Annotated in this window: 23 protein-coding genes; 16 read left to right on the top strand and 7 right to left on the bottom strand. The window is 68.4% G+C overall.

Features of this window, described 5'->3' with window-relative positions:
• Positions 1 to 240: nucleotidyltransferase family protein (locus ACYP33_RS28735; RefSeq protein WP_459624775.1), on the top strand; the 240-nt coding region annotated here is incomplete at its 5' end.
• A gap of 84 nt (positions 241 to 324) precedes the next feature.
• On the opposite strand, the gene ACYP33_RS28730 is transcribed toward ACYP33_RS28735, so the two are convergent.
• Positions 325 to 1,305: an SMP-30/gluconolactonase/LRE family protein gene (locus ACYP33_RS28730; RefSeq protein WP_459624774.1), complete on the bottom strand. Its 981-nt coding sequence runs from the start codon at positions 1,303 to 1,305 to the stop codon at positions 325 to 327.
• Positions 1,306 to 1,540: 235 nt separating this feature from the next.
• On the opposite strand from ACYP33_RS28730, the gene ACYP33_RS28725 reads away from it, so the two are divergent.
• The 4 genes from ACYP33_RS28725 (at position 1,541) to ACYP33_RS28710 (ending at position 4,881) form a co-directional block, all read left to right on the top strand.
• On the top strand, positions 1,541 to 2,197 hold the full coding sequence (locus ACYP33_RS28725; protein ID WP_459624773.1) for a DsbA family oxidoreductase: 657 nt from the start codon (positions 1,541 to 1,543) through the stop codon (positions 2,195 to 2,197).
• Positions 2,198 to 2,353: 156 nt separating this feature from the next.
• Complete coding sequence (locus tag ACYP33_RS28720) at positions 2,354 to 3,061, top strand: GNAT family N-acetyltransferase (RefSeq protein WP_459624772.1); 708 nt, start codon at positions 2,354 to 2,356, stop codon at positions 3,059 to 3,061.
• A 159-nt stretch (positions 3,062 to 3,220) separates the two neighbouring features.
• Complete coding sequence (locus tag ACYP33_RS28715) at positions 3,221 to 3,535, top strand: helix-turn-helix domain-containing protein (RefSeq protein ID WP_414448087.1); 315 nt, start codon at positions 3,221 to 3,223, stop codon at positions 3,533 to 3,535.
• The gene (locus tag ACYP33_RS28710) at positions 3,532 to 4,881 is read left to right on the top strand and encodes a HipA domain-containing protein (protein WP_459624771.1); all 1,350 of its coding nucleotides are present in this window, start codon (positions 3,532 to 3,534) and stop codon (positions 4,879 to 4,881) included. Before ACYP33_RS28715 ends, ACYP33_RS28710 begins: the two co-directional genes overlap by 4 nt.
• Before the next feature lie 7 nt (positions 4,882 to 4,888).
• Here the strand turns inward: ACYP33_RS28710 and ACYP33_RS28705 are convergent, their stop codons facing one another.
• Together ACYP33_RS28705 and ACYP33_RS28700 are read right to left on the bottom strand one after the other, a co-directional pair.
• Positions 4,889 to 6,373, bottom strand: coding sequence for a sensor histidine kinase (locus tag ACYP33_RS28705; protein WP_414448089.1), 1,485 nt, complete (start codon positions 6,371 to 6,373; stop codon positions 4,889 to 4,891).
• Positions 6,373 to 7,110: a response regulator transcription factor gene (locus tag ACYP33_RS28700; RefSeq protein WP_459624770.1), complete on the bottom strand. Its 738-nt coding sequence runs from the start codon at positions 7,108 to 7,110 to the stop codon at positions 6,373 to 6,375. The genes ACYP33_RS28705 and ACYP33_RS28700 overlap by 1 nt, the downstream gene beginning before the upstream one ends.
• A gap of 302 nt (positions 7,111 to 7,412) precedes the next feature.
• On the opposite strand from ACYP33_RS28700, the gene msrB reads away from it, so the two are divergent.
• From msrB to msrA, 3 genes are all read left to right on the top strand, one after another.
• Positions 7,413 to 7,916, top strand: a complete 504-nt coding sequence (gene msrB, locus ACYP33_RS28695) for a peptide-methionine (R)-S-oxide reductase MsrB (protein ID WP_414441364.1) — start codon at positions 7,413 to 7,415, stop codon at positions 7,914 to 7,916.
• Positions 7,917 to 7,946: 30 nt separating this feature from the next.
• Complete coding sequence (locus ACYP33_RS28690; RefSeq protein WP_459624769.1) at positions 7,947 to 10,001, top strand: cytochrome c biogenesis protein DipZ; 2,055 nt, start codon at positions 7,947 to 7,949, stop codon at positions 9,999 to 10,001.
• A 65-nt stretch (positions 10,002 to 10,066) separates the two neighbouring features.
• Positions 10,067 to 10,822: a peptide-methionine (S)-S-oxide reductase MsrA gene (msrA, locus tag ACYP33_RS28685; RefSeq protein WP_414448093.1), complete on the top strand. Its 756-nt coding sequence runs from the start codon at positions 10,067 to 10,069 to the stop codon at positions 10,820 to 10,822.
• A gap of 55 nt (positions 10,823 to 10,877) precedes the next feature.
• On the opposite strand, the gene blaOXA is transcribed toward msrA, so the two are convergent.
• Positions 10,878 to 11,711, bottom strand: a complete 834-nt coding sequence (gene blaOXA, locus ACYP33_RS28680; RefSeq protein ID WP_459624820.1) for a class D beta-lactamase — start codon at positions 11,709 to 11,711, stop codon at positions 10,878 to 10,880.
• Between the two features lie 294 nt (positions 11,712 to 12,005).
• Entirely contained in the window at positions 12,006 to 12,506 is a 501-nt protein-coding gene (locus ACYP33_RS28675; protein ID WP_414441361.1) for a methylated-DNA--[protein]-cysteine S-methyltransferase, read from the bottom strand.
• A 215-nt stretch (positions 12,507 to 12,721) separates the two neighbouring features.
• On the opposite strand from ACYP33_RS28675, the gene ACYP33_RS28670 reads away from it, so the two are divergent.
• The 4 genes from ACYP33_RS28670 to ACYP33_RS28655 all read left to right on the top strand — a co-directional run bounded on the left by ACYP33_RS28670 (position 12,722) and on the right by ACYP33_RS28655 (position 16,189).
• Positions 12,722 to 13,282: a DUF4337 domain-containing protein gene (locus ACYP33_RS28670; protein WP_414448094.1), complete on the top strand. Its 561-nt coding sequence runs from the start codon at positions 12,722 to 12,724 to the stop codon at positions 13,280 to 13,282.
• Positions 13,283 to 13,656: 374 nt separating this feature from the next.
• Positions 13,657 to 14,391 (top strand): SDR family oxidoreductase, encoded by a 735-nt coding sequence (locus ACYP33_RS28665; RefSeq protein ID WP_414441359.1) that lies wholly within the window; start codon positions 13,657 to 13,659, stop codon positions 14,389 to 14,391.
• A gap of 58 nt (positions 14,392 to 14,449) precedes the next feature.
• Positions 14,450 to 15,298, top strand: coding sequence for a fumarylacetoacetate hydrolase family protein (locus tag ACYP33_RS28660; protein ID WP_414448095.1), 849 nt, complete (start codon positions 14,450 to 14,452; stop codon positions 15,296 to 15,298).
• 132 nt (positions 15,299 to 15,430) lie between these two features.
• The gene (locus tag ACYP33_RS28655; protein ID WP_459624768.1) at positions 15,431 to 16,189 is read left to right on the top strand and encodes a FadR/GntR family transcriptional regulator; all 759 of its coding nucleotides are present in this window, start codon (positions 15,431 to 15,433) and stop codon (positions 16,187 to 16,189) included.
• A 48-nt stretch (positions 16,190 to 16,237) separates the two neighbouring features.
• On the opposite strand, the gene ACYP33_RS28650 is transcribed toward ACYP33_RS28655, so the two are convergent.
• Entirely contained in the window at positions 16,238 to 18,022 is a 1,785-nt protein-coding gene (locus tag ACYP33_RS28650) for an IlvD/Edd family dehydratase (protein ID WP_414448097.1), read from the bottom strand.
• A 492-nt stretch (positions 18,023 to 18,514) separates the two neighbouring features.
• Between ACYP33_RS28650 and ACYP33_RS28645 the strand changes: the two genes are divergently transcribed.
• Together ACYP33_RS28645 and ACYP33_RS28640 are read left to right on the top strand one after the other, a co-directional pair.
• Positions 18,515 to 18,889 carry a hypothetical protein gene (locus ACYP33_RS28645; RefSeq protein ID WP_459624767.1) on the top strand — a complete coding sequence of 125 codons (375 nt, stop codon included), beginning with the start codon at positions 18,515 to 18,517 and terminating at the stop codon, positions 18,887 to 18,889.
• 168 nt (positions 18,890 to 19,057) lie between these two features.
• Complete coding sequence (locus ACYP33_RS28640) at positions 19,058 to 19,939, top strand: hypothetical protein (protein ID WP_459624766.1); 882 nt, start codon at positions 19,058 to 19,060, stop codon at positions 19,937 to 19,939.
• A 74-nt stretch (positions 19,940 to 20,013) separates the two neighbouring features.
• Here the strand turns inward: ACYP33_RS28640 and ACYP33_RS28635 are convergent, their stop codons facing one another.
• Positions 20,014 to 20,460: a hypothetical protein gene (locus tag ACYP33_RS28635; RefSeq protein WP_459624819.1), complete on the bottom strand. Its 447-nt coding sequence runs from the start codon at positions 20,458 to 20,460 to the stop codon at positions 20,014 to 20,016.
• A gap of 342 nt (positions 20,461 to 20,802) precedes the next feature.
• Between ACYP33_RS28635 and ACYP33_RS28630 the strand changes: the two genes are divergently transcribed.
• Positions 20,803 to 24,354 (top strand): maltotransferase domain-containing protein, encoded by a 3,552-nt coding sequence (locus ACYP33_RS28630; RefSeq protein WP_459624765.1) that lies wholly within the window; start codon positions 20,803 to 20,805, stop codon positions 24,352 to 24,354.
• A partial coding sequence (locus ACYP33_RS28625; protein WP_459624764.1) for an alpha-amylase family protein occupies positions 24,351 to 25,585 on the top strand: 1,235 nt, incomplete at its 3' end. The genes ACYP33_RS28630 and ACYP33_RS28625, both read left to right, overlap by 4 nt.

Raw genomic sequence — 25,585 nt, 5'->3', positions numbered from 1 at the left:
GTGGCCAGCGAGCTGGCCAGCGGCCGCGCCACCATTGCCGCGCCGTGGTTCGACGGCCAGCGTGGCCATCCGGTCGGCTTCGCGGCCGTGCATCGCGACGCGCTGGCCGCGCTCGACGGCGATGCCGGGGCACGCGCGCTGCTCGTCGCGCACGAGGTGGCGCGGGTCGAAGTAGACGATCCCGGCGTGTTGCGCGATGTCGATACACGCGACGATCTGGCCGCGCCGCCGGGCGCCTGACGCGTTCAGCAGAGGCCGCTCAACCGACACCGCACTAGGCCGAGTTGACCAACCAGGCGTCGCGACCACCCGCCCCCACCGCGTTCAGCGCTTGCCGCCCAGCGGAAACCGCGCCTCCGGCAAGCCGCGATAACCCGTCGCCGCCACAAACACCCCGCCCGCGTGCGGATCGTCGCGCAGCGCCGCCGCATCGAGCCCTTCACGCGCGCTCGTCACGTACAAGGTGTTCCAGCCCTCCCCCTCGTCAGGCCCCTCGCTCGCCCGCTCGGGCGCCGGCCCCAGCGACGGGCAACTCGGCTGCGCCGTCGGCACCACGATGCGATCCGTCTCCACGCCGTTCTCGTCGTAGCGCACCACGCGCGCGCCGCCCCATTGCGCGTTCCACAGGCCGCCGGCCGCGTCGACGGTGGAGCCGTCCGGGCCGCCGGTCGGATCGGTCAGCGCCACGAACGGCCGCACGTTCGCCACCGGGCCGTCGGCGCGGTAGTCGCACACCATGATCTGGCGCGTGGGCGTGTCGCAGAAATACATGCGCGTGCCGTCCGGCGAGAATGCGATGCTGTTGGCGATCGCCGCCGGCGGCAGCGCGAGCCGTTCGAGCGAGCGGTCGGCGTTCAGGCGATAGAAGCCGGTGGACGCCTCCAGCGGCTCGTGCTCGTCCTTCATGCCGAACACGAGGTTGCCGGCGCGATCGCAGCGGCCGTCGTTGATGCGCGAGCGCTCGCCCGGCTCGACCTCGGCCAGCCGCTCGAAACGGCCGCTGCGCAGGTCGAACAGCGCCAGATGCGTGGCCAGCCCCACCACCAGCACATCGGGGTCGTCGCTCAGCGCGAAGCAGCCGAGCCGCTCGGGCATCGCCCAGCTTTCGGTGTCCTGCGCCGCGCCGGGGCGGTGACGCCACAGGCGCGCGCCTTCGATATCGGTCCAGTAGAACGCGTGCGTCAGCCCGCACCAGGTGGCGCATTCGCCGAGCACGTGGCGGCTGTCCACCAGCAGCGTCGCGGCCGGCGCGCCGGCGGATCGGATCGGGTCGTTCGAGGCATTGAGGGCGTTCGGATCGGTCATCGGATGGGGTGAAATCTCGGATCGGAAATCGGAAAAAGGAAAACGCCGCGCGGCGGCGCGGCCGTTCCGCTCTGATACACGCTCCGGCCCGGAAACGCAAAACGGCACGCGCGCGGCCCAGATAGTGAGCGGCCGTGGGCCATCCACCCACGCACCCACCCCTGCCGCGTCCGGCAACGCCGGACGATTCGCGCTAACCTGTCGGGCCTCACGCATTGACCGCAGGATTTCCGCCATGTCCCAACAAGCCCTGACCATCGATTTCGTCTCCGACGTCGCCTGCCCGTGGTGCGCGGTCGGCCTGTCGTCGCTGCTGCTCGCGCTGGAGCGCATCGGCGACGACGCCAAAGTGCAGATCGGCATGCATCCGTTCGAACTGAACCCGGACATGAAGCCGGAAGGCGAATCGATCGTCGGCTATCTCGGCAAGAAATACGGTCGCACGCCCGAGCAGATCGCCGAATCGCAGGAGATGCTGCGCGAGCGCGGTGCGGCGGTGGGCTTCACGTTCGGCAAGCGCGAATATGTCTACAACACGTTCGACGCACATCGCCTGCTGCACTGGGCCGGGCTCGAAGGCCGCCAACTGGAGCTGAAGCTCGCGCTGCTGCGCGCGTATCACGGCGAAGGCCGGGCCACCAACGATCCCGACGTGCTGGTGGCCGCCGCGCAATCGGCCGGGCTGGACGCCGAGCGCGCCCGCTCCGTGCTGGCCGGCGGCGACTACGCCGACGAGGTGCGTGCGGCCGAGCGCGAATCGCAATCGATCGGCATCACGTCGGTGCCGTCGATCATCTTCAACGAACGCTATCTGGTGACGGGCGGCCAGCCGGTCGAGGCGTTCGAAGGCGCGATCCGCCAGATCCTCGAGGAAAGCGCCAAGCCGGCCTGAACGTCGCCGGCGGTGCGGTGCGGTGCCGTGCGCTGTGCTGCACGGCGTGCGTGCACACGTGCGTGGCACCATCGTTTCCGGTGCCGCTGGACCTTTTCAAAGAGCCAGGGCCTCTCTACAGTGAGCGGATTCTGCCACTCACTGCCCGGAGAAACGATGTCCGCCCGCACCAACGAATACGGCCAACCGATCGGCGCTGCCGTCGAAGGCTGGACGCCCCGCCCACTGCCCGCCGCCGTCACGCTCGAAGGCCGCTACTGCCGCCTGGAGCCGCTCGACGCGGCGCGCCACGCCGACGATCTCGCCGCCGCCTACCTGTCCGCCGACGACGGCCGCGACTGGACCTACCTGTTCGTCGGCCCGTTCGCCTCGGCCGAGGCATTCCGCCGCTACGCGGAAACCGCCGAGCGCAGCACCGACCCGCGCCATTACGCCGTGATCGACCGCGCCAGCGGCCGCGCGGTCGGCACGCTGGCGCTGATGCGCCAGGACCCGGTGCACGGCGCGATCGAGGTGGGCAGCGTGACGTTCTCGCCGAAGCTCAAGCAAACGCCGCTGTCCACCGAGGCGCAGTACCTGCTGATGGCCTACGTGTTCGACCAGCTCAACTACCGCCGCTACGAATGGAAGTGCGACAGCCTGAACGCGCCGTCGCGGCGCGCGGCCGAGCGGCTCGGCTTCGAATTCGAGGGGATTTTCCGGCAGGCGGTGGTCTACAAGGGACGTGCGCGCGATACGGCGTGGTACTCGATCGTCGATACGGAATGGCCGCGCTTGAAACAGGCGTTCGCGGCGTGGCTCGCGCCGGAGAATTTCGATGAACAGGGGCGGCAGAAGGCGGGGCTGGCGGGGTTGCGGGGGTGAGGCGGCAAACGACGCGGGAATTGCGGGGAAAACGCATCCATATTTCTCAAATATGGAAACTTAGAGAGCCAACTTAAGATTCGATCTATAATTTCCATATTCGAGAAATATTTTGATCTCAAGCAACCGAGATCTCTTTGTTTTCATATATGGTTAATTATGGCCCGCCATCTTCCCAAACCCGTCGTCACCAGCCCGCTCGCGGCCGATCTGGTCGCGCTCGGCAACGTCGTGCGCAATCGACGCCGTGAGCAATCGATGCGCATCGACGATGCTGCCGCCTTGCTGGGTGTCTCCACGGCAATGCTGTCGCGAATGGAAAACGGCATTCCGGTCGGTTCCGACCGAATGTTCCGCGTACTCGACGGCCTCGGCCTGAATCTGTTCGCCATTCCGAAATCGGAAACGCCGAAAGTCTTCCACGCTCTGCAGCACGACATCCCCGGCTCGTCAGCGGAAGGCGGGCACGCATGAGTCGCCAGCTCGTCGTCGCGACGGATACCGGCATAGTCGGCCAACTCCAGTTCGAGTCGCACGACGAGCGCTTCCTGTTCCGGTACGACGACGCATGGCTGGCACGCGCCGACGCATTCCCGCTTTCCCCACACATTCCGCTCGGCCCCCACGCTCCGGCATCGGGCGTCATGCAACGCTTCCTGTCTAATCTTCTGCCGGAAGGGCGTGCGCTCGATGTCGCCTCGGTCGTCAATCAGATTTCGAAAGACAACGTATTCGGGCTGGTGCATGTGTTGGGCAGAGAGCCAGTCGGTGGCCTCGGTTTCCTGCCCGTTGCCGATGATGGCGCCGCACCGGTACAGAGTCGGGAAGCCGTGCGGCGCGCGATCCCTCATGCCGAACTGAGCGAGCGCATCCGCGATCGCGACACGATCCCGTTCCCGGTTTGGGACCGCAAGGTCCGACTCTCGGTCGCGGGCTATCAGGACAAGCTGCAAGTGCTGATCGAGGGCGAACACATTGCGCTCGCCGATGGCGCACTGAGTTCCACCCATCTCCTCAAGCCGGAATCACGCAATATGTCGACGCCGCACATGGTGGCGAACGAGCATTTCTGCATGACGCTCGCCGCGCGGATGGGCCTGCCCGTGGCGCCCGTCTCGCTGTGGCGGATTCCGGAGCCGCTGCTGCTCGTCGAGCGCTTCGATCGCAGCGTGACGCGCGATCCGACCACGGGCCTCGTGCATACCGTACGCCGTTTGCATGTGATCGATGCGTGCCAGGCACTCGACGCCCCCGTGTCCTATAAATACGAGCGCAATTTCGGCAACAACGAGAGTGTCGCCAATATCCGCGAAGGCGTGAGCTTTGCAACGTTGTTCCCGTTGGCGCGGCAATGCGAAGATCCGGCGCACGCGCGTGCCCTGCTCGTCCGGTGGGCGATGTTCCATCTGCTGATCGGCAACAGCGACGCGCATGGCAAGAATCTGTCGTTCTTCATGCGCCGCTCGGGGCTGGCGCCCGCGCCGTTCTACGACCTCGTATCGGTGAATGTCTATGGCGCCGGCGTCGAGCAGGACATGGCCATGGGTTACGGCGACGCATTTCGCATCGATGACGTGACGGCGTTTGCACTCGCCGATTTCGCGCAGCGCACCGGCATCCCCGCGAGCTATCTGTCGCGCGACCTGCGGCGCATGGCCGACAGCGCGATGAACGCCGCCGCGGAACTGGCCGGCTCCGATATGTATATCGGCGAAGAGCGCATGCTCGTGCGGGAAATCGCCGGCTTCGTCACACGCCAGGCTCAACACCTGCAACACGTGGCGCCGATGATTCCCGCCGCGTTCAAGTCTCTGCTCTAACGCCCCCTCACCGCCCCGCCGCCCGCAACGCGAACTCGAACACAGCCCCGCCGCGCGGCTCGTCCACCAGCCGCGCCTCGCTGCCGTGCAGTTGCAGCATCCGCTGCACCAGCAGCAGCCCCAGCCCGCCGCGATGCGAATCGCCCGAGGCCACCTCCCACGACCCCACCGGCCGCCGGAACAGCGATTCGCGCAGGCCCGGCGGCACGCCCGGGCCGGTATCGCGCACCGTGACCACCACCGCGCCGTCGTGCGCCGCCAGCTCGACGGCCACGTGACCACCCTCCGGCGTGTGTCGCAGCGCGTTGTCGAGCAGGTTGGTCAGCACCCGCTCGATCATCCCGAAATCGGCATGCACGTTCGGCAGGCGCGGCTCGATCCGTGCGTCGAGCGTCACGTCGCGCGCCTTCGCGCCCAGCTCGAACTTGGCGAACACGTCCTGCACCAGATCGGCCAGCGAGCCGTCCTCCAGCGCCGGCTGCACGAGCCCCGATTCGAGCCGCGCCAATTCGAACAACGCGCGCGCCAGGCGCCCCACCTTGCCGCTCTGCGCCAGCGCGATCGCGAGGTAACGCTCGCGATCGGCCGCGTCGAGCGTCGCGCCCTTCATGGCCAGCGCTTCCAGATAGCCGTGCAGCGAGGTCAACGGCGTGCGCAGGTCGTGCGACAGGTTCGCGATCAACTCGCGGCGCTGCTGGTCCTGCTGCTTCAGCTCGCGCCATTGCTCGCCGATCCGGTCGGACATCTGCGCGAACGCGGTTTCGAGCACGGCGATCTCGTCGCGCGCGCCGGCCACCGACACATGCGGCAGCGACGGCTGCGCGTCGGGCTCGCCGTTGGCGTCGAAGCGGCGGATCGCGTCGGTGAAGCGGCGCAGCGGCCGCGTGATCAGCCCGAACGCGGTCAGCCCCGCCAGCAGCCCGAGCAGCGCCACCAGCGCGATCGACCACAGCGTGGTGCGCAGCACCGAACTGGCCGCGACACGCGCCGCCAGCTCGTCATGCGCCTCGCCGAGCAGCACCACGTAGATATAGCCGGACGGCGGATGCCCCGGCATCTGCAGCGGCGCGGCGCTGAACACCTTGCGCGCGTCGAGGCTGCGCGGATCGTCGCCGAGGATCGGCAGCGGCTGGCCGTCGAGGAAGCGCTTGACCGGCGCGAGATCGACGCGCTCGCGCTTGACGCGGCCCGGCGGCGCGTCGTCGCCGCGAATTTCGCCGGCATTGTCGAGCAGATACACCTCGACGCTCGGGTTCACGCCCATCAGTTGCCCGAACAGCTTGCGCACGGCGTCGGGCCGCAGCCCGTTGTCGTCCATCAGCGAGGCGCTCAGTGCGATATGCCCGGCCAGATCGTGCGAGAGCCGCTGCACGACTTCCTTCTCGTGCATGTCGCTGGCGCGGATCTGGATCCACGCGGACGCGCCGCAGCAGGCCAGCAGCAGCACCGAGAACACCACCGCGAGCCGTTGCGTGAGGGTCAGGCGGCGCATCAGGCGTCCTTGCCGTCGGCGCTGAGCGCCACGCCCGGCGCGACCAGCTTGTAGCCGCGCCCCCAGACGGTGAGGATTCGCGCCGGCTGGGCCGGGTCGGCTTCGATCTTGGCGCGCAGCCGGTTGATATGGGTGTTGACGGTGTGCTCGTAGCCCTCGTGCTGATACCCCCACACGGCGTTGAGCAGGTCGGTGCGCGAGAACGCCTTGCCGGGATGGCGCGCGAAGTGATACAGCAGGTCGAATTCGCGCGGGGTCAGGTCGATCGCGGCGCCGTCCACGGCGGCCTCGCGCGTGAGCGGATCGAGCGCCAGGCCGCCCACGTCCACCCGCCCGGTGTCGGGCCGCGCATCGCGCGACAGCGCCTCGACGCGTCGCAGCAGCGCCTTCACGCGCGCCACCAGTTCGAGCATCGAGAACGGCTTGGCGAGGTAATCGTCCGCGCCGAGTTCGAGGCCGAGGATGCGGTGCACCTCGCTCGAACGCGCGCTGATGATGATGATCGGCGTGTAGCGCTCCATCGCGCGCGCGCGGCGGCAGATTTCGAGGCCGTCGACGCCGGGCAGCATCAGGTCGAGCACCAGCGCGTCCCAATGGCCCTGTTCGAGGCGGCGCAGGCCGTCGTCGCCGTTGGCGCAGTGCACCACCTCGTAGCGCTCGTCGCGCAGGTGCAGCGCGAGCACGTTGGCGATGTCGGCATCGTCTTCGACGATCAGGATGCGTTTTTGTGGGTCCATGGGCAGGGAAGTCGGGCAAGCCGCGCCGGGCGGGCACGGCGGATGCAGCATGAAAAGGCGGCGAACCGGCGCAGCGCGGATGACACCGACGCAACCAAGGCATCGGCCGCCACCGCCGCGCCGCCGGCAGAACGATTCTCGCGCATCGGCGCGGCCGAGTCGTCACGGTTTCGTGAACATTCCGTCCACGGCCGCCGTCGCCGCCGAATTATCACGAAAACTTTAACTTTCCGTGAGGACTTCGCGACCGTCCCGTCATTACGATGAGCGGCATGTCATCCCCCGTCCGACAGGAGTCCAACATGACCAGCCGCCGACGTTTCCTGCTGACCGGCGCCGCATTCGCCGGCGCCGTGGCCGCCCTCACGCGCAACGGCGTGTTCGCGCAACAACCGCCGAAGCTCGCCGCACCGGCCGAACTGACGCTTTCCGACGCCGAATGGCGCAAGCGCCTGACGCCCGCCCAGTATTCCGTGCTGCGCGAGGCGGGTACCGAACGCCCGTACAGCAATCCGCTCAACGACGAGCACCGCTCCGGCACGTTCTCGTGCGCCGGTTGCGCGCTGCCGGTGTTCTCGTCGGCCACCAAGTTCGACAGCCACACCGGCTGGCCGAGCTTCTGGTCGCCGCTCGACCACGCCGTGGTGACCGACACCGACACCTCGTTCGGCATGGTCCGCACCGAAGTGCACTGCCGCCGCTGCGCGGGCCACCTCGGCCATGTGTTCGACGACGGCCCGAAGCCCACCGGCCTGCGCTACTGCATGAACGGCACGGCGATGACGTTCCGCCCCTCGTCGGCCTGAGCGCCGCCTCTCCCCGAAGGACATCCCATCATGTTGCTCGTCATCCTCGCCTATCTCGGCGGCGTGCTCACGATCCTGAGCCCCTGCATCCTGCCGGTGCTGCCGTTCGTGTTCGCCCGCGCCGACAAGCCGTTCATGCGCAACGCGCTGCCGCTGCTGGCCGGCATGGCCGTGACGTTCGCGGGCGTCGCGACGCTGGCCGCCGTGGGCGGCGGCTGGATCGCCCAGGCCAACGAGGCCGGCCGCTGGCTCGCCATCGCGCTGGTCGGCGTGTTCGGCCTGACGCTGCTGTTCCCGCGCCTGGCCGACCATCTGACCCGGCCGCTGGTGGCGCTCGGCAACCGCCTGACCGGCGTGGCCTCCACCGCCAACGACGGGCGCGGCAGCATCGGCGCGTCGCTGCTGCTCGGCGTGGCCACCGGCCTGCTGTGGGCGCCGTGCGCCGGCCCGATCCTCGGCCTGGTGCTGACCGGCGCGGCGTTGCGCGGCGCGAGCGTCGGCACCACGCTGCTGCTGGTCGCCTACGCGGCCGGCGCGGCCACCTCGCTGGCTGCCGCGCTGCTGATCGGCGGCAAGCTGTTCTCGGCGATGAAGCGCTCGCTCGGCGCGGGCGAATGGATCCGCCGCGGGCTCGGCGTGGCGATGCTCGGCGGCGTGGGCGCGATCGCGCTCGGCCTGGATACGGGCGTGCTGACGCAGGTGTCGACGGTCGCCACCGGCGGCCTCGAACAATCGCTGGTGGATCGGCTCGCGCCGCGCAAGACGCCGGGGCAGGCGCCCGGCGATGCGGGCGGCCCGGCGATGATGGCTTCGGGTGATGCAATGCGTGCGGCTGCCGGTGACGGCAACGGCCCGTCGATGATGGCTTCCGGCGACGCCATGCGTGCCGCTGCCGGCGCAGGCAACGGCCCGTCGATGATGGCTTCCGGCGACGCCATGCGCGCCGCTGCCGGCGCAGGCAACGGCCCCTCGATGATGGCTTCCGGCGACGCCATGCGCGCCGCCGCGAACCACACCGCCCCCGACGCCAACCCCAACGCGATGATGTCGGCCGCCACGACCGCCGCCCGCCACGACGCGGCGATGCTGCGCGTCTCCGCGCCGGCGTTGCCGGTCGAGGGCGAGGCGCCGTCGCTGGCCGGCGCGACCCAGTGGCTCAACTCGCCGCCGCTGACCAACGCGTCGCTGCGCGGCAAGGTGGTGCTGGTCGATTTCTGGACCTACTCGTGCATCAACTGCCTGCGCACGCTGCCGTACGTCAAGGCCTGGGCGCGCAAGTACCAGAACGACGGGCTCGTGGTGATCGGCGTGCATGCGCCGGAATTCGCCTTCGAGCGCAATATCGACAACGTCAAGAAGGCCAGCCACGACCTCGGCGTGACCTACCCGGTGGCGATCGACAACGGCTATTCGATCTGGCGCGCATTCAACAACGAATACTGGCCGGCGCATTACTTCATCGACGCGCAAGGCCGCGTGCGCTACCACCACTTCGGCGAAGGCGACTACGCGCAATCCGAGCGCGCGATCCAGCAACTGCTGGTCGAGGCGGGCCACCCCGACGCGGCGCAGGTGCCGCTCGGCCTCGAAGGCGCCGCCGCCAGCGGCGCGCAGGCCGCCGCGGACAGCGCCGACATGCGTTCGCCGGAAACCTACGTGGGCTACGCACGCGCCGACAACTTCGTGTCGCCCGGCGGCCAGTTGCACGACCGCGAGCACGACTACGCGCCGCCCGCGCAGCCCGGCCTCGACGATTGGGGCCTGGCCGGCGCCTGGACGGTCGGCAACGAGCAGGCCACGCTCGCCAAGCCGGGCGGCCGGATCGTCTACCGCTTCCACGCCCGCGACCTGCACCTGGTGCTCGGGCCGGCCAAGAACGGCGCGCCGGTGCGCTTTCGCGTGACGGTCGACGGCACCGCGCCGGGCGCGTCGCACGGCGCCGACGTGGATGCCGACGGCGTCGGCGTGGTCAAGGGCCAGCGCCTGTATCAACTGATTCGCCAGACCGGCCCGGTCGCCGACCACACGTTCTCGATCGAATTTCTCGACCCGGGCGTGCAGGCCTTCGCCTTCACGTTCGGTTGAGCGCCGCACCGCTTACCCATCCGCTACACGACGTTCGCCATTCGACATTGCAAGGAGTCCGCATCATGAAAACGACCCGCTCCGCCGCCGCGCCCCGCTCGCGGCTCCGACTGATCGCCCGCGTCGCCGGCAGCGTTGCCGCCGTGGGTGCGGTGGCCGCCGCCGCGTTCGGCTGGCAGCCGGCCGCGCTGGCCGACAGCGCCAAGCCGCTGCCCGCGCCGACGCTCGACGAGAAACCCGCCGCCGGGCACACCGAAACCGCCGTGTTCTCGGGCGGCTGCTTCTGGGGTGTGCAGGGGGTGTTCGAGCACGTCGCCGGCGTCAAGCAGGTGGCCGCCGGTTATGCGGGCGGCGCGGCCTCCACCGCGCAGTACGAAACCGTCAGCGAGGGCGACACCGGCCATGCGGAATCGGTGCGGATCGTCTACGACCCGGCGCAGGTCAGCTACGGCCGGCTGCTGCAGATCTTCTTCTCGGTGGCGCACGATCCGACCGAGCTGAACCGCCAGGGCCCCGACACCGGCACGCAATACCGCTCGGCGATCTTCCCGGCCGACGCGCAGCAGCAGTCGATCGCCACCGCCTACATCGCGCAACTGACGAGCGCGCACACGTTCTCGTCGCCGATCGTCACGAAGATCGAGACGGGCAAGCAGTTCTATCCGGCCGAGGGCTATCACCAGGATTTCCTCGTCAACCATCCCGACTATCCGTACATCGTCGTCAACGATCTGCCGAAGGTGGCCGCGCTGAAATCGCAGTATCCGAAGTGGTATGTGACCGCGCCGGTGCTGTACGCGAAGAACGGCGGCGGCGCGTAAGCGCCGGTGAAGGCGCGATGCGCGGCGGCTCAAGCCGCGCGTGTCGCGCCGGGGCTTATTGAGCGGCTGCCGCCGGTTGCTGCGACGCCAGCGCCGGCAACGCCGCCAGCATCCCGTCGCGCGCGCGGAACCCGGCCGGCGCATCGTGCGGCGCATCGTCCTGGATCAGCCGCGCGAACACCACCTTGCGCGAGCCGAGCGTCGCCCAGCCGACGAACCAGCCGTAGGCGTGCGCGCGGTCGAACCGGCCGTCGTCGCCGGGCGAACTCGTGCCGGTCTTGCCGTGCACGACCCAGCCGCCCGGCTGCGCGTCGATGCGCGTGATGCGCTCGGTCATGTCGAATGCCTGCGCGCTGACCGGCAGCGTGCGATTGACGATGCCGCGCAGGAAGGCGACCTGCTCGACCGGCGAGATCCGCAGCGTGCCGGCATTCCACGCGCCGCGCATGCCGCTGAATTCGCCGGGGCCGAGCGTCACGTCGGCGTTGCCGAAGCCGAGCCGCCGCGTGTATTGCGCGAAACGCGCCTGGCCGAGCGCCTCGGTGATCCGTTGCGAATACCAGAACACCGAATAGCGAATCCAGCGCTCGGGATCGGTCGGCTGCTGCCAGGCTGCGCCGCCCCAGTCCGGATAACCGGCGCGAAACGGCAACTGCGGCGTGTGCGCGTTCTTCAGCACACCGGCATCGAAGCCCATCAGGCTCAACGCGATCTTGAACGTCGAGGCGGGTGTCACGCGCGCCTGACATGCATCGCCCTGCTCGGCCAGCATGGCGCCGGTGGCGGCGTCGGCCACCAGCGTGCAGAGCGTGCGGGAATCGGCATGAGCCGGCGCCGGAAGCGGCGCGGCGGCGTGGGTGACGACGGCCGCTGCCGTCGCCGCGAGCATCGCGACGACGATCGCCGTGAGGCGGTGCGTCGCGAGCCGGGCCGGTACGTGCACCGGCCGTGAGTTGTCCTGCATGCGTGCCCTCTCTCGTCTTCGTTATGGTTTGGCGCGCGGGCCGCGGCAGGACGTTCGATCGGGAGGGATGACCGGGCCGCGGCGTTGGCGCGCCGCGTAGTGTAGCCCGGTGGCAAAGGACTGGTGCCGTCAGGTCAGGGCAGAACCGGTGACGTACGCTCGATTCGAGCGCGAGCAAGCGCGCCGCGCAGCCGGAGGCAGAGGACCCGCGCCGTCAGGTCAGAACAACACCGGCTGACGCGCGCTCGATTCGAGCGCGAGCAGCGCGGCCTTGCGATCCTTGCCGCCCGCGAAGCCGGTCAGGTCGCCCGAGGTGCCGATCACGCGATGACACGGCGCGACGATCGACAGCGGGTTGCGCCCGTTCGCCGCGCCCACCGCACGCGTGGCGCGATGGTTGCCGACCTGCACGGCGATGTCCCGATAGCTGCGCGTCTCGCCGAACGGGATCGTCAGCAGCGCGTTCCACACGCGCTTCTGGAATTCGGTGCCGTGGAATGCGATGTCGAGATCGAACGCCGTGCGCCGGCCGGCGAAATATTCGTCGAGCTGGCGGGCCGTTTCGACCAGGACCGGATGCGCGTCGTCGTCGCGCAGCGCGCCGACCTTCACGCGCGTGGGCCGGTCGTTGTCCCAGAGGATCGCGATCAGCTTGCCGTCACGCGCGACGAGCGTCAGCTCGCCCACCGGCGACGGGATGCGTTTACACACTTGCGACATCCTGTTTCTCCTGTCCCTGCTTATGCTTCCGATGCGTGCCAGTGTAACGGCAAGCCGTGCATCCCACCTGCCGATGCTTGCGGTCGAATTCGCGCCGACGCGGCGCGTGCTCCCGATTACGACACGTCATCAGACCCTGCCATAATGGCCGGCCCCACATTCCGCCCGCGCCTTGCGCGGCGCTTTCATCGCTTACACGAAGCACCGGACTCACCATGTCGCACGAACACGCTCCCCACGATCACGCCGTCGAACACGCCGCCCATGCGGGCGATCCGCTCTCGCGCTGGGTGGCGGTCTTCACGGCGATCCTCGCCGCGCTGGCCAGCCTGCTCCACTACGAGGAAGGCGTCCTGCAAACCCAGGCGCTGATGTACAAGAACAATGCCGTGCTGCTGCAAAGCAAGGCCAGCGATCAATGGAATCTCTATCAGGCTCAGTCGAACAAGGGCCACCTGATGGAACTGGCCGCCGAGCTGGCCGGCCCCGAGAAGCAGGCGCGCTTCAAAGACCAGATCGACAAGTACAACGCGCGCAAGAAGGACATCGCCGAAAAGGCCAAGGCGCTCGAACAACAGGTCGAGGAAGCGAACCGCCAGTCGGAATCGAAGGAGCATCCGCAGCACCTGTTCGGGCAGGCGCTGGCGCTGATCAGCGCGGCGATCTCGCTGGCGGCCATCACCTCGCTGACGGGCAGCCGCCGGCTGTTCGTGGTGGTCGCGCTGGCGGGGCTGGCCGGGGTGGGCGTGTCGATCACGGCGTTTCTGCATATCTGAGCGTCAAGGCGCGTTGAAACGGCCGGGAACGGCGGGCTTCGGCTCGTGGTTCCCGGCCGTTTGTCGTTGTGGCGCGCCTTTTCATTTGGACCGACCATAAAAATATATTTTAATGACTCGTCCAAAGCTATTTTCCGACCGATTTCTCCGTACCCCGACCTGCATCGCGCTGCCGCCTCGATCCTTTCCTCACTTTTTCTAGAAAATAAAATCCAATAAAATCAACAATCATTACGCAATTTCAAACTCACCAAAGGGAAAACCCGCCCCTCCCACCCCTCGCCTCCTCAGCCATTCGCCATTAGGATGGCGTCTGGCCCACTGGTCCGGCCAATTTGTCGCCGGGCCGCAACCGGACACGAACAGGAGACACGATGAGACTCGAAGGCAAGGTAGCCGTCGTCACGGCGGCGGGCGCAGGCATCGGGCAGGCGGCGGTGCTCGCGCTGGCTCGCGAGGGTGCGCAAGTCTGGGCGACCGACGTGAAGCCGGAACTGCTGCGCGCGTTCGAAGGCGTCGCCAACGTGCACACCGCGCCGCTCGACGTGATGAACCGCGCCGCGATCGACGCGTTCTTCGGCGGCCTGCCGCGCACCGACGTGCTGTTCAACTGCGCCGGCTTCGTCCACAACGGCACCATCCTCGAAGCCAGCGATGACGACTGGGCGTTCGCCTTCGATCTGAACGTGCGCTCGATGTTCTGGACGATCCGCGCCGCGCTGCCGTCGATGCTCGAGAACGGCGGCGGCAGCATCGTCAACATGGCCAGCGTCGCGAGCAGCATCCGCGGGCTGCCGAACCGCTTCGTCTACGGCGCGTCGAAGGCGGCCGTGATCGGCCTGACCAAGGCCGTCGCCGCCGATTACGTGCTGCAGGGCGTGCGCTGCAACGCCATCTCGCCCGGCACCGTCGACACGCCGTCGCTCGCACAGCGCATCAATGCCTACGACGACCCGGTGGCCGCGCGCGCCGCGTTCGTCGCGCGCCAGCCGATGGGCCGCATCGCGCGCGCCGAGGAAATCGCGCCGATCGTCACGTTCCTCGCCAGCGACGACGCCGCGTTCGTCACCGGCCAGACCTATTCGGTCGACGGCGGCATGACCATCTGATCCGCCGTCTCCGTTTCAACGCTCAACCCTCGACCCGATTCATCAGGAGCCCTCACCCATGAAACTCGCCCGTTATGGCCAGCCCGGCAGCGAAAAGCCGGCCCTCGTCGATCAGGACGGCAAGCTGCGCGACCTGAGCGGCGTGATCGCCGACATCACGCCCGCCACGCTCGACGAGGCGACGCTCGCCAAGCTGCGCGCGCTCGACATCGCCTCGCTGCCCGTCGTCGACGGCGCGCCGCGCTACGGCTGCCCGGTCGCCAACATCGGCAAATTCCTGGCGATCGGCCTGAACTACTCGGATCACGCCGCCGAATCGAACATGCCGGTGCCGAAAGAGCCGATCGTGTTCACCAAGGCCACCTCGTGCATCCAGGGGCCGAACGATCCGGTCATGCTGCCGCGCGGTTCGGAAAAGACCGACTGGGAAGTCGAACTCGGCATCGTGATCGGCCGCACGGCGCGCTACGTCGAGCGCGATCAGGCGCTCGACTACGTGGCCGGCTACGTCACGATCAACGACGTCAGCGAGCGCGAATTCCAGCTCGAACGCGGCTCGCAGTGGGACAAGGGCAAGGGTTGCGACACGTTCGGCCCGATCGGCCCGTGGCTCGTGACGCGCGATGAAGTGCCGAACGTGCAGAACCTGGCGATGTGGCTCGAAGTGAACGGCGAGCGCGTGCAGAACGGCAACACCAGCACGATGATCTTCGACGCGGCCGAACTCGTCAGCCACCTGAGCCAGTTCATGACGCTGCTGCCCGGCGACGTGATCACCACCGGCACGCCGCCCGGCGTCGGCCTGGGCATGAAGCCGCCGCGCTTCCTGGCCGCCGGCGACGTCATGAAGCTCGGTATCGAAGGCCTCGGCGAGCAGCAGCAGACGGTCGTGCCGTTCAAGCTGTAAGCGTTCAGCCGCACCCTCCGCCCGCGCCCGGCGGCGGCCTCGCAAGCACGCGGCCGCCGTCGGGCGTTGTCCTATACTGTGCGCCCCGCGCGCCGGTCCGCTCGCGGGCCGCTCACACCGCCCACTCCGCCCATGCCCTTCCAACCGATCGAAACGAAACGGCTCTACAGCCAGATCGCCGCGCAGATCACCGAGCTGATCGACGCCGGCGAATTCATCGTCGGCGAACGGCTGCCGGCCGAACGCGATCTGAGCGCGCGGCTCGGCGTGAGCCGCTCGTCGCTGCGCGAGGCGCTGATCGCGCTGGAGATCGAGGGCACGGTGGAAGTGCGCAGCGGCTCGGGGATCTTCGTCAAGCAGCGCGGCGGAGCCGCGGCGATCGCGGCGGCTTCGGCGAATGCGGTGGCGAATGCGGCAGCGGCCGCCCATGCCGGATCAACCGCGCCCGCGCCGCGCATGCACGCGGTGTCGCCGTTCGACGTGATTCGCGCGCGTGCCTATCTGGAGCCGGAAATCGCCGTGCAGGCGGTGCGTCATGCGTCCGATGCGCAGATCGAAACCGTGCTCGGCTGGCTCGGCAAGCTGCGCGGCAGCAAGGTCGGCGATCCGCAACTGAACGAATACGACCGGCAGTTCCATCTGAGTTTGGCCGAGGCATCCGGCAACAGCGCCTACGTGGTGCTGCTCGATCAATTGTGGATTCACCGCACCACCCCGCTCTACATGACGCTCGAACAGCACTTCTTCAGCGCGCAGTGGTGGGCGGAATCGATGGAAGAGCACGAGGAAATCTACGCCGCGCTCAACGAGCGCGACGTGCGCCGCATCAGCCTCGCGATGGGGCTGCACATGCAGCATGCGGAGCAGCGGCTGGCCGGCCAGTTCAAGTAGGCCGGCCGCCACCACGGGCGTGGCGCCCGTGGCGGGGTCAGGGCAAGTTCAGTGCGAGTGGCGCGGGTTGCCGCGCGTCTCGATCACCTTCAGGTACAGCGTCGCCGGCTCCAGGCAGCCGCCCGTCGACAACTGGCCGACCGTCTGGCGATACAGCTCCTGCCACGGCGTTTGCGCGGGCGGGATCTTGAACTCCGCCGTCTCGCGGCGGCGCGCCAGTTCGGCGTCGTCCACCAGCACATCCACCTTGCGCGAATTCAGATCGACGCGAATCCGGTCGCCCGTGCGCAGCAGCGACAGCCCGCCGCCCACCGCCGCTTCCGGCGACATGTTGAGGATCGACGGGCTCGCCGACGTGCCGCTCTGACGCCCGTCGCCCATCGTCGGCAGCGACGTGATGCCCTCGCGCACCAGCGACACCGGCGGCGCCATGTTGACCACCTCCGCGCTGCCCGGATAACCGACCGTGCCCGCGCCGCGAATCACCAGGATGCAGTGCTGATCGATTTCAAGCGCCGGATCGTTGATGCGCGCGTGGTAATCCTCGGGGCCGTCGAACACGATCGCGCGCGCCTCGAACGCGTTCTCCGAGCCGGGTTCGCTCAGGTAGGTCTGGCGGAACGCCTCGCCCACCACCGACATCTTCATGATCGCGCTGTCGAAGAAGTTGCCCGACAGCACGATGAAGCCCGCGCCGTGCTTGAGCGGTTCTTCCGTACTGCGAATCACGTCGCGATCGGAGGTGGCCGAGCGATCCGCGATCTCGCCGATCGTGCCGCCCGACACCGTCAGGCAATCGCGATGCACGAGGCCCGCCTTCGACAGTTCGTGGAACACCGCCGGCACGCCGCCCGCGCGGTGGAAACTCTCGCCCAGGTAATCGCCGGCCGGCATGCAGTTGACGATCAGCGGCACCGCTTCGCCCAGGCGCTGCCAGTCGTCGAGCGACAGTTCGACGCCGATGTGACGCGCGATCGCGATCAAATGCGGCGGGCAGTTGCTCGATGCGCCGAGCGCCGACGCGATCACGATCGCGTTCTCGAACGCCGCCTTGGTCATGATCTGCGACGGGCGCACGTCCTCGCGCACCAGATCGACGATCCGCTTGCCCGTCGTATAGGCCATCTGGCCACGCTCGCGATAGGCCGCGGGAATGCTCGCGCAGCCCGGCAGCGACATGCCGAGCGCTTCGGCCAGGCTGTTCATCGACAGCGCCGTGCCCATCGTGTTGCAGTGGCCGATCGACGGCGACGAGGCCGTGGTCAGTTCCATGAAGCCTTCGTAATCGATCTCGCCCGTCGCCAGCAGGTTGCGCGCGTGCCAGATCACCGTGCCCGAGCCGACCCGCTTGCCCTGGTGCCAGCCGTCCAGCATCGGGCCGCCCGACAGCACGATGGCCGGCATGTCGACCGTGGCGGCCGCCATCAGGCAGGCCGGCGTGGTCTTGTCGCAGCCGGTGGTCAGCACCACGCCGTCGAGCGGGAAGCCGTGCAGCACTTCGACCAGGCCGAGATAGGCCAGATTGCGGTCGAGCGCGGCCGTGGGCCGGCGGCTTTGCTCGGCCAGCGGATGCACCGGGAATTCCATCGGAATGCCGCCCGCGTCGCGGATGCCGGCCTTGGTGCGCTCCGCCAGCGCGATGTGATGGCGGTTGCAGGGCGCGAGATCGCTGCCCGTCTGCGCGATGCCGATGATCGGGCGGCCCGACTGGATTTCCTCGCGCGTGAGGCCGTAGTTCATGAAGCGCTCGACGTAGAGCGCGGTCATGTCGGCATGCGAGGGATCGTCGAACCACTCCTGGCTGCGCAGGCGGCGGGGGGGATTGTGGGGCATCGCGTTCTCCTGTCTCGATCGTTGTGACCTTGCGGGGGTGGGCGGCTCGCTGGGGGCTGGGCTTGCGCTTGCCTGTGTTGAATCCCGGCGGGCGGCTGGGGCCGCTAGTGTCTCTTCTGGGGGCGGTTACCAGGCCGAAAGGCGGTGGGTTGCCAGGGATTGGTTATCGGTATCCATAAGCGATGGTAGCACGGGAAATGGGCGACGGAGTAGATAGGGGCACTGCGTCGTTTCGATCGAAACGACCGTTATTCGAAGCGGCTTCGGCGGCCAGTCGACGCGCGCCGAGGTGGTTCGTCGCCTTCGCTGCCCTGACGGAAAGGAATTGCTGCGGGCCCCTTAAAATTGCGGCGGAGAATCTGCATTGGACTGAAGCAGCACAAACAAAGTGGATCGAGCCGCCCCACGGCCGCGGACGACACAAGCAAAATGACCGTGTGCGCTCGACAAATGGATCGAGTCGCTTCCGCCAAACCCACACCGCCCATCCGCATGCCCCGCCCCATCCCCGACCTCCCCGCCCTGAAAGCCCACCTCCACGCGCTCTTCAACGACCCGACCATCGTCTTCACCGACTACGCCCATTACGGCGTCGTCTTCGACGTGCCCGGCAAGGCCAAGGATTGCAAGGCCGCCTTGCTGGCCCGCACCGACCCGTCGCTCTGGGACGGTGAGGCCGGGAACTGGTTCTATCGCTGCGAGGCGGAAAACTGGCTGCTGACGCTGCGTTCCGTGCCGCACGCCGTCTGGTGCATGGCCACCGTGATGTCCCTGCATTCCAAACACCTCGAACAATTCGAAGTCACGCCCGAACAGCAAGCCGACATCGACGCCGACGTCGACAAGACGCCGCGCGAACCGGAGTAACGCTCGCGTCGCCTCGCCCGGGAGGCGTGCGGCCCCTTCGACAATCGCGGAATAAAACCCGCCGCTGCGCTGTTCTGGATGCATCGACCACCCTTGTCGAGCGCTGACCGGCTTCCGGTATCGAGCCGATACCGCACGGCGTTCGCGATTTCGAGGAGCATCCAGACAATGCCATTCGTTGCCACGCCGCCGCTCGATTACTACTACTTGCACGGCTACAAGATCATGAACCAGTTCTATCGGATCATGGCCGCGCAGCCTCAGTACAAATACATGGTCGATCAGGCGCTCACCAACGGGAATAACGTTGCGTTCAACAGCGTCATCACGAAAGTGCTGATGGATCTGAAAAAAGATCCCAAAGGCTGGGAGTTGATGAAAATCGACGAACAGATGATGACCGCCATCATGCAGGATGACGCCTCCGCCGATCACCGCGAATTGATATCGGCACTCGGGCCGGGTCCGAACGTTCCCAGCGAACGTCAAATCATGCAGGACTACCGGCAGCAAGCGGCGACCCGCTTGTCCGATCTGGTCGATTTGCTGGAAGACACCAAAGGCGCGCTCCAGGCGAGGCCGCGGCCGACCGGTTCATGGGTGATCCGCGGCGACTCGGTGGGCATGGTGCAGTACCTGAAAACGCAGGGCATCGCGTTTCCGGATGTCCCGCCGCCGGCCGGTCAATGCTATCGGTTCGACAAGGATTGGCGAACCAACCAATTCTTCTCGACGAGCAGCGGCGACGGGCTCGCGTCGATTGCCGGTGTCTCGCTCGTGTGGATCATGCGGATCGATCCCGCGCGAACCCAGGGGCGGATCGGCGGCGCCTATACGTCGGAGGAAGAGGTGCTGTTTCCGTACGAGGTGCCGTTTCAGTTGGAATGCGGCATCGACGTGGCGTCCGAAGGCGATATCGGCAAGCTGAATCTCGCCTCGTTCAGCCAGCCCGACAACCTGCGCGCGAAGTTGCTGGGCGTTTATCGGGCAAATGCATCCAGGTGGAGTGGGAACAAGGCGCGGTTTCTGGTGGCGAGGGAGACGTCTTGAAAAAAGCCCGGGGTCAAAGCATCGCGCCACCCCCGGGCCTCACCCATCACAAGAGCGCGAATCCGCGCTCGCTCTCAATCCCAATTGCGATGCCCGCGATGCCGCCCATGGTGCCCACGCCCGCCGCGCCGGTAATCGTCCTCATACGAATTCGACCGCGACACGTTCCCGCCGAGCGCCGCCCCCGCGCCGCCACCCAGCGCAGCACCCACCAAGCCCCCCGACCGGCCACCCATCGCATTGCCGGCCGCCGTGCCCGCCCCACCGCCCAACGCGCCGCCGAGAATCGCACCAGTACGCTCGCGGCGGCTCGACGTGATCGCCCCGCCCGCGCCGCCGCCCACCGCGCCACCGATCACGGAGCCGGTGCTGCCGCCCACCGCCCCGCCCAACGCCGCGCCCGCCACGCCGCCCAGCGCGCCACCGAGCGCATTGTTCAGGTCGCCGCGCGCAAAGGCCGGCATCGAAGCGGCAACGCCGAGGGCCGCAACCGCGACGAGTTTGATCAGTGTGTTCGCCATCATGGACACCTTTTGTCAGTTGAAGTCTTGCGTGAACAGGGAATGGCACGAAGTCTAGCCAAAACATCGAAAGGTTTATGTAACCAGTAGATTGGTTGTCCGTAAGACCTGTAACCAGGCAATTCGGCGCACGCCCAGCACCCCGCTTCCGCTCTCCCTCGCATCTCTGTAAAAACTACAGACATCGGCCGAACGCGCCCCATAACGGGCATTTCCTGCACGGTGCGGGCGATCCCGGCCAGCCACAGCCCCAGCCCACGGGCCTCCGGCAGCGGGCACGTCCGTTGCGCTCTCCAACGCGCAAGCGGCAACCGCCGCTGTCCACGCGCACCGGACGGTCCAATGGCTTCTGTTCCCGCATCCCCGTTTTCCCCGCATCTGTACTTCCTCGACGCGCGGCTGCTCGGCCCGCTCGACGCCTGGCCCGCCTGGTTCGAGCGCATCGCCTCGCTCGGTTTCGATCACGTGCTGATCGGCGCCTTCAGCGCGGCAGGCAGCGCCGGCCACCCGCGCGTGGTGGCCGATCACGACCGCCCGGCCGACTCGCTCGCCACGGACCTCGACACGGCCGGCGCGCTGGCCCGGCTGGCCGAACAGGCCCGCGAATTCGATCTGAAACTGATGCTCGACGTGACGGTGGACCGCGTCGCGGTGGAGCATCCGCTGCGCAAGACCGCACCCACGTGGTACGTCGAGCGGCACCACGACGACGCCCGCATCGATCCGCGCACGGCGGCCTTCGAGCAGACGGTCGCCTACGCCGACGTGACGCAGCCGGATGTGGCCGACGCGCTGGCCGGCTGGTGGCACGGCCGCTTCGCGACGCTGTCGGCGGCCGGCGTGGCCGGCTTCCTGATCGACGCGCCGCAACGCCTGCCGGCCGCCTGGTGGCGCACCTGGCTCGGCTCGCGCCACGGCGAACTGCACGACGTACGCTGGCTGGCCGGCATCCCCGGCCATGCGCGCGAGGCGCTCGGCGCGTTCGAGGGCGCGGGCTTCGACGGCGTGTTCTCGTCGCTGCGCTGGTGGGACCTGCGCGCGCCCTGGCTGGTGGACGAACACGCGCTGCTGCGCCGGGTCGGCTCGCCGATCGCATTTCCCGACGCGTTCGACGGCCCGCGCCTCGCGCACGACCTGCGCGGCCTGCCGCCCGACGCCGTCGAGCGCGGCTACCGGCGAGCGCTGGAAACGGCCGCCGCGCTGGGTACGGGCTGGCTGGTGCCGATGGGCTTCGAGCGCGGCGTCGCCACGCCGTTGATGACGGCCCACCCGCAGCCGGCGGCGTTTCGCGAGGCGTTCGAGCACGCGCCGTTCGATTTGTCGGAGGCGCTCGCCGAAGCGAACCGCCGCCGCAGCGCCTCGCCGGTGTTCGCGTCGCGCGGCGAGCTGGCGGCACTGAGCGGCGCGGACGCGTCGGCCACGGTGCTGCTGCGCGGCGACGCGCCGTCGCTGGAGCGCGCCGACGACGCGCTGCTGATCGCGCTGAACCCCGAACTCGACGTCACCGCCTCGGTCGATCCGGCCTGTCTGGCCGGCGTGCCGGGCGCGTTCACGCGCTTCGCGCCGCTGTCGGCGGGCCGCCGCGCCAAGACCGCGCCGCTGGGCGCGCTCGCGCTGATGCCGGGCGACGTCACGCTACTGCGCGCGGCGCGCGCGAAACCGGTCAAGCCGGGCAAGGACGCCAAGGCGGACGGCAAGACGGCGAACGCAGCAAGCGACGCCGGGGAAGAAGCCGACACCACCGCCAACACAACCACCGCCGGCGAAGCCAACCGCCGCCGCGCCCGCTCGTCCGCCAACGCCGCCCTGTCCGCCGCGCTCGCCGCCGACCGCATCGCGATCGAGCGCGTCGAACCGAGCGTCGATGGCGGCCGCTTCGCGGCCAAGCGCGTGGTGGGCGAACAGGTGGAAGTGCGCGCGACGCTGATCGCGGACGGCCACGCGAAGCTCGGCGCGGCCGTGGCCTGGCGCGCGGCCGACGAAGCCGCCTGGCGCGAGGCCCCGCTCGCCCCGCTCGGCAACGACCGCTGGCGCGCCTGGATTCCGCTCGACCGGCTCGGCCGCCATCTGTTCCGGGTTCTCGCCTGGCGCGACGACTGGGGCTCGCTGGTGGTGGACATCGGCAAGAAGCACGCGGCCGGGCAGGACATCACGCTCGAACTGCAGGAAGTGCGCGCGTTGCTGGCCGGCGCGCTCGATGGGCTCGATGGAGTCGATACGGGCCGCAAGCGCGGCAAGAACGCCAAGCGCGACGGCGAGGCCCCCGCCAGCGCCAGCGACGCGGCCCTGGCCGACGCCCGCCGTCTCGCCAAGGAATTCGACGCGGCCGACGCCGCCGGCCAGCTCGCGCTGGTGCTGGCCGAGCCGTCGGCGGCGATCTACGCGGCGCTCGGCCGCCGCACCGCGCTGACGCAAGACCCGACCGTCTATCCGATCGAGGCCGAACGGCGCGCGGCGCGCTTCGGCAGCTGGTACGAGATGTTCCCGCGCTCGGCCTCGGACGACGTCAACCGCCACGGCACGTTCGAGGACGTGGCACGCCATCTGCCGCGCATCCGCGAGATGGGCTTCGACGTGCTGTATTTCCCGCCGATCCATCCGATCGGCCTGACCGCGCGCAAGGGCCGCAACAACAGCCTGCGCGCCGGCCCCGAGGACGTGGGCAGCCCCTACGCGATCGGCTCGCCGATCGGTGGCCACGACGAGCTGCATCCGAGCCTCGGCACGCTCGGCGCGTTCCGCACGCTGGTGGCAGCCGCGCATGAGCACGGCATCGAGATCGCGCTCGATTTCGCGGTGCAGTGCTCCCCCGACCACCCGTGGCTCGCGCGCCATCCGGGCTGGTTCGCCTGGCGGCCCGACGGCTCGCTGCGTTTCGCGGAGAACCCGCCGAAGCGCTATCAGGACATCGTCAACCCCGATTTCTACGCGCCGGACGCGATCCCCGAGCTGTGGACGGCGCTGCGCGACGTGATCCTGCATTGGGTGGACGCGGGCGTGAAGCTGTTCCGCGTCGACAACCCGCACACCAAGCCGCTGCCGTTCTGGGCCTGGATGATCGAGGAAGTGCGCACGCGCCATCCCGACGTGGTGTTCCTGTCCGAAGCGTTCACGCGCCCGGCGATGATGTACCGGCTCGCCAAGCTCGGTTTCTCGCAGTCCTACACGTATTTCACGTGGCGCGAGACCAAGCACGAGCTGCGCGAATACCTGACCGAACTGGCCGACGGCCCCGCGCGCGACTTCTTCCGCCCGAACTTCTTCGTCAATACGCCCGACATCAACCCGCACTATCTGCACCACGCGCCGCGCGCGCAATTCGTGATCCGCGCGGCGCTGGCCGCGCTGCTGTCGGGCGTGTGGGGCATGTACAGCGGCTTCGAGATCGGCGAATCGGCGCCGCTGGCCGACGACGGCGAGGAATACCGCGACTCGGAAAAGTACGAACTGCGCGCGCGCGACTGGAAGCAGCCGGGCCACCTGAGCGCGGAAATCGCGCTGCTGAACCGCGTGCGGCGCAGCAACCCGGCGCTGCAGACCCACCTCGGAATCCGCTTCCTCGAGTCGCCCAACGATTCGGTGCTGGTGTTCCGCAAGGCCACGCCAACCGGCGACAACGTGATCGTGGCCGCCGTCAGCCTCGACCCGTGGGCGCCGCAGGCCACCGATTTCATGCTCGACCGTTCGCTTTACGAAACGTGGGGCGTGGCCGAAGGTGCGGCGCTGCGCAGCGTCGATCTGGCCAGCGGCCATACCGGCCACTGGCACGGCACCCGCCAGTACGTGAACCTCGATCCGCACGCGCTGCCGTTCGCGATCTGGCGCATCGCGCCGGACGCCCCGCGCACGCGCGGCGCAACGCCGGGTCATGCCGGCGAGGGAGTCCGCCGATGATCCGCGAAGACAAGCTCGACCCGCTGCAACGCGCCCCGTTCCAGACCACGGCCGGCGCGCCGCGTCGCACCCCGCGCCGCAGCGCCGCGCGCTTTTCCGATCGCGGCGCGCTGACCGGCGATCCGCTCTGGTACAAGGACGCGATCATCTACCAGGTACACGTGAAGTCGTTCTTCGATTCGAACGACGACGGCATCGGCGATTTCCCGGGCCTGATCTCGAAGCTCGACTACATCGCCGCGCTCGGCGTGGACGCGCTGTGGCTGCTGCCGTTCTACCCGTCGCCGCGCCGCGACGACGGCTACGACATCGCCGATTACCGCAACGTCCACCCCGACTACGGCACGCTGGCCGACGTGCGCCGCTTCATCCGCGAGGCGCATGCGCGCGGCATCCGCGTGATCACCGAACTGGTGATCAATCACACCTCGGATCAGCACCCGTGGTTCCAGCGTGCGCGCCAGGCGAAGCCCGGCTCGGTGCATCGCGATTACTACATGTGGTCGGACACGGATACGAAATTCGCCGGCACGCGCATCATCTTCGTCGACACCGAACCGTCGAACTGGACGCACGACCCGGTGGCGGGCCAGTACTACTGGCACCGCTTCTATTCGCACCAGCCCGACCTGAACTTCGACAACCCGGCGGTGGTGCGCGAGGTGCTGCAGGTGATGCGCTTCTGGCTCGACCTCGGCATCGACGGGCTGCGGCTCGACGCGGTGCCGTACCTGGTCGCGCGCGAAGGCACCAGCAACGAGAACCTGCCCGAAACGCACGCAGTCCTGAAGAAGATCCGCGCCGCGATCGACGCCGAGTATCCGAACCGGATGCTGCTGGCGGAGGCCAACCAATGGCCCGAGGACGTTCAGGAGTACTTCGGCCACGAAGACGAATGCCACATGGCGTTCCACTTCCCGCTGATGCCGCGCATCTACATGTCGATCGCGAGCGAGGATCGCTTCCCGATCATCGACATCATGCGGCAGACGCCCGAACTCGCGCCGAGCAGCCAATGGGCGATCTTCCTGCGCAATCACGACGAACTGACGCTGGAGATGGTGACCGAGGATGAGCGCGACATGCTCTGGAACACCTACGCGAGCGAGCGCCGCGCGCGCCTGAACCTCGGCATCCGCCGCCGTCTCGCACCGCTGATGGAGCGCGACCGGCGTCGCATCGAGCTGATCAATTCGCTGCTGCTGTCGATGCCGGGCACCCCGGTGATCTA

It is taken from the genome of Burkholderia sp. 3C (assembly GCF_054589155.1).
The sequence above is the reverse complement of the archived record's forward strand: the minus strand, read 5'-3'. Positions and strand labels throughout refer to the sequence as shown.

Bases quoted from the DNA above. Each gene is read 5' to 3' on its own strand.
- ACYP33_RS28730 (WP_459624774.1), bottom strand. From the start codon at position 1,305: ATGACCGATCCGAACGCCCTCAATGCCTCGAACGACCCGATCCGATCC.
- ACYP33_RS28725 (WP_459624773.1), top strand. From the start codon at position 1,541: ATGTCCCAACAAGCCCTGACCATCGATTTCGTCTCCGACGTCGCCTGC.
- ACYP33_RS28720 (WP_459624772.1), top strand. From the start codon at position 2,354: ATGTCCGCCCGCACCAACGAATACGGCCAACCGATCGGCGCTGCCGTC.
- ACYP33_RS28715 (WP_414448087.1), top strand. From the start codon at position 3,221: ATGGCCCGCCATCTTCCCAAACCCGTCGTCACCAGCCCGCTCGCGGCC.
- ACYP33_RS28710 (WP_459624771.1), top strand. From the start codon at position 3,532: ATGAGTCGCCAGCTCGTCGTCGCGACGGATACCGGCATAGTCGGCCAA.
- ACYP33_RS28705 (WP_414448089.1), bottom strand. From the start codon at position 6,373: ATGCGCCGCCTGACCCTCACGCAACGGCTCGCGGTGGTGTTCTCGGTG.
- ACYP33_RS28700 (WP_459624770.1), bottom strand. From the start codon at position 7,110: ATGGACCCACAAAAACGCATCCTGATCGTCGAAGACGATGCCGACATC.
- msrB (WP_414441364.1), top strand. From the start codon at position 7,413: ATGACCAGCCGCCGACGTTTCCTGCTGACCGGCGCCGCATTCGCCGGC.
- ACYP33_RS28690 (WP_459624769.1), top strand. From the start codon at position 7,947: ATGTTGCTCGTCATCCTCGCCTATCTCGGCGGCGTGCTCACGATCCTG.
- msrA (WP_414448093.1), top strand. From the start codon at position 10,067: ATGAAAACGACCCGCTCCGCCGCCGCGCCCCGCTCGCGGCTCCGACTG.
- blaOXA (WP_459624820.1), bottom strand. From the start codon at position 11,711: ATGCTCGCGGCGACGGCAGCGGCCGTCGTCACCCACGCCGCCGCGCCG.
- ACYP33_RS28675 (WP_414441361.1), bottom strand. From the start codon at position 12,506: ATGTCGCAAGTGTGTAAACGCATCCCGTCGCCGGTGGGCGAGCTGACG.
- ACYP33_RS28670 (WP_414448094.1), top strand. From the start codon at position 12,722: ATGTCGCACGAACACGCTCCCCACGATCACGCCGTCGAACACGCCGCC.
- ACYP33_RS28665 (WP_414441359.1), top strand. From the start codon at position 13,657: ATGAGACTCGAAGGCAAGGTAGCCGTCGTCACGGCGGCGGGCGCAGGC.
- ACYP33_RS28660 (WP_414448095.1), top strand. From the start codon at position 14,450: ATGAAACTCGCCCGTTATGGCCAGCCCGGCAGCGAAAAGCCGGCCCTC.
- ACYP33_RS28655 (WP_459624768.1), top strand. From the start codon at position 15,431: ATGCCCTTCCAACCGATCGAAACGAAACGGCTCTACAGCCAGATCGCC.
- ACYP33_RS28650 (WP_414448097.1), bottom strand. From the start codon at position 18,022: ATGCCCCACAATCCCCCCCGCCGCCTGCGCAGCCAGGAGTGGTTCGAC.
- ACYP33_RS28645 (WP_459624767.1), top strand. From the start codon at position 18,515: ATGCCCCGCCCCATCCCCGACCTCCCCGCCCTGAAAGCCCACCTCCAC.
- ACYP33_RS28640 (WP_459624766.1), top strand. From the start codon at position 19,058: ATGCCATTCGTTGCCACGCCGCCGCTCGATTACTACTACTTGCACGGC.
- ACYP33_RS28635 (WP_459624819.1), bottom strand. From the start codon at position 20,460: ATGGCGAACACACTGATCAAACTCGTCGCGGTTGCGGCCCTCGGCGTT.
- ACYP33_RS28630 (WP_459624765.1), top strand. From the start codon at position 20,803: ATGGCTTCTGTTCCCGCATCCCCGTTTTCCCCGCATCTGTACTTCCTC.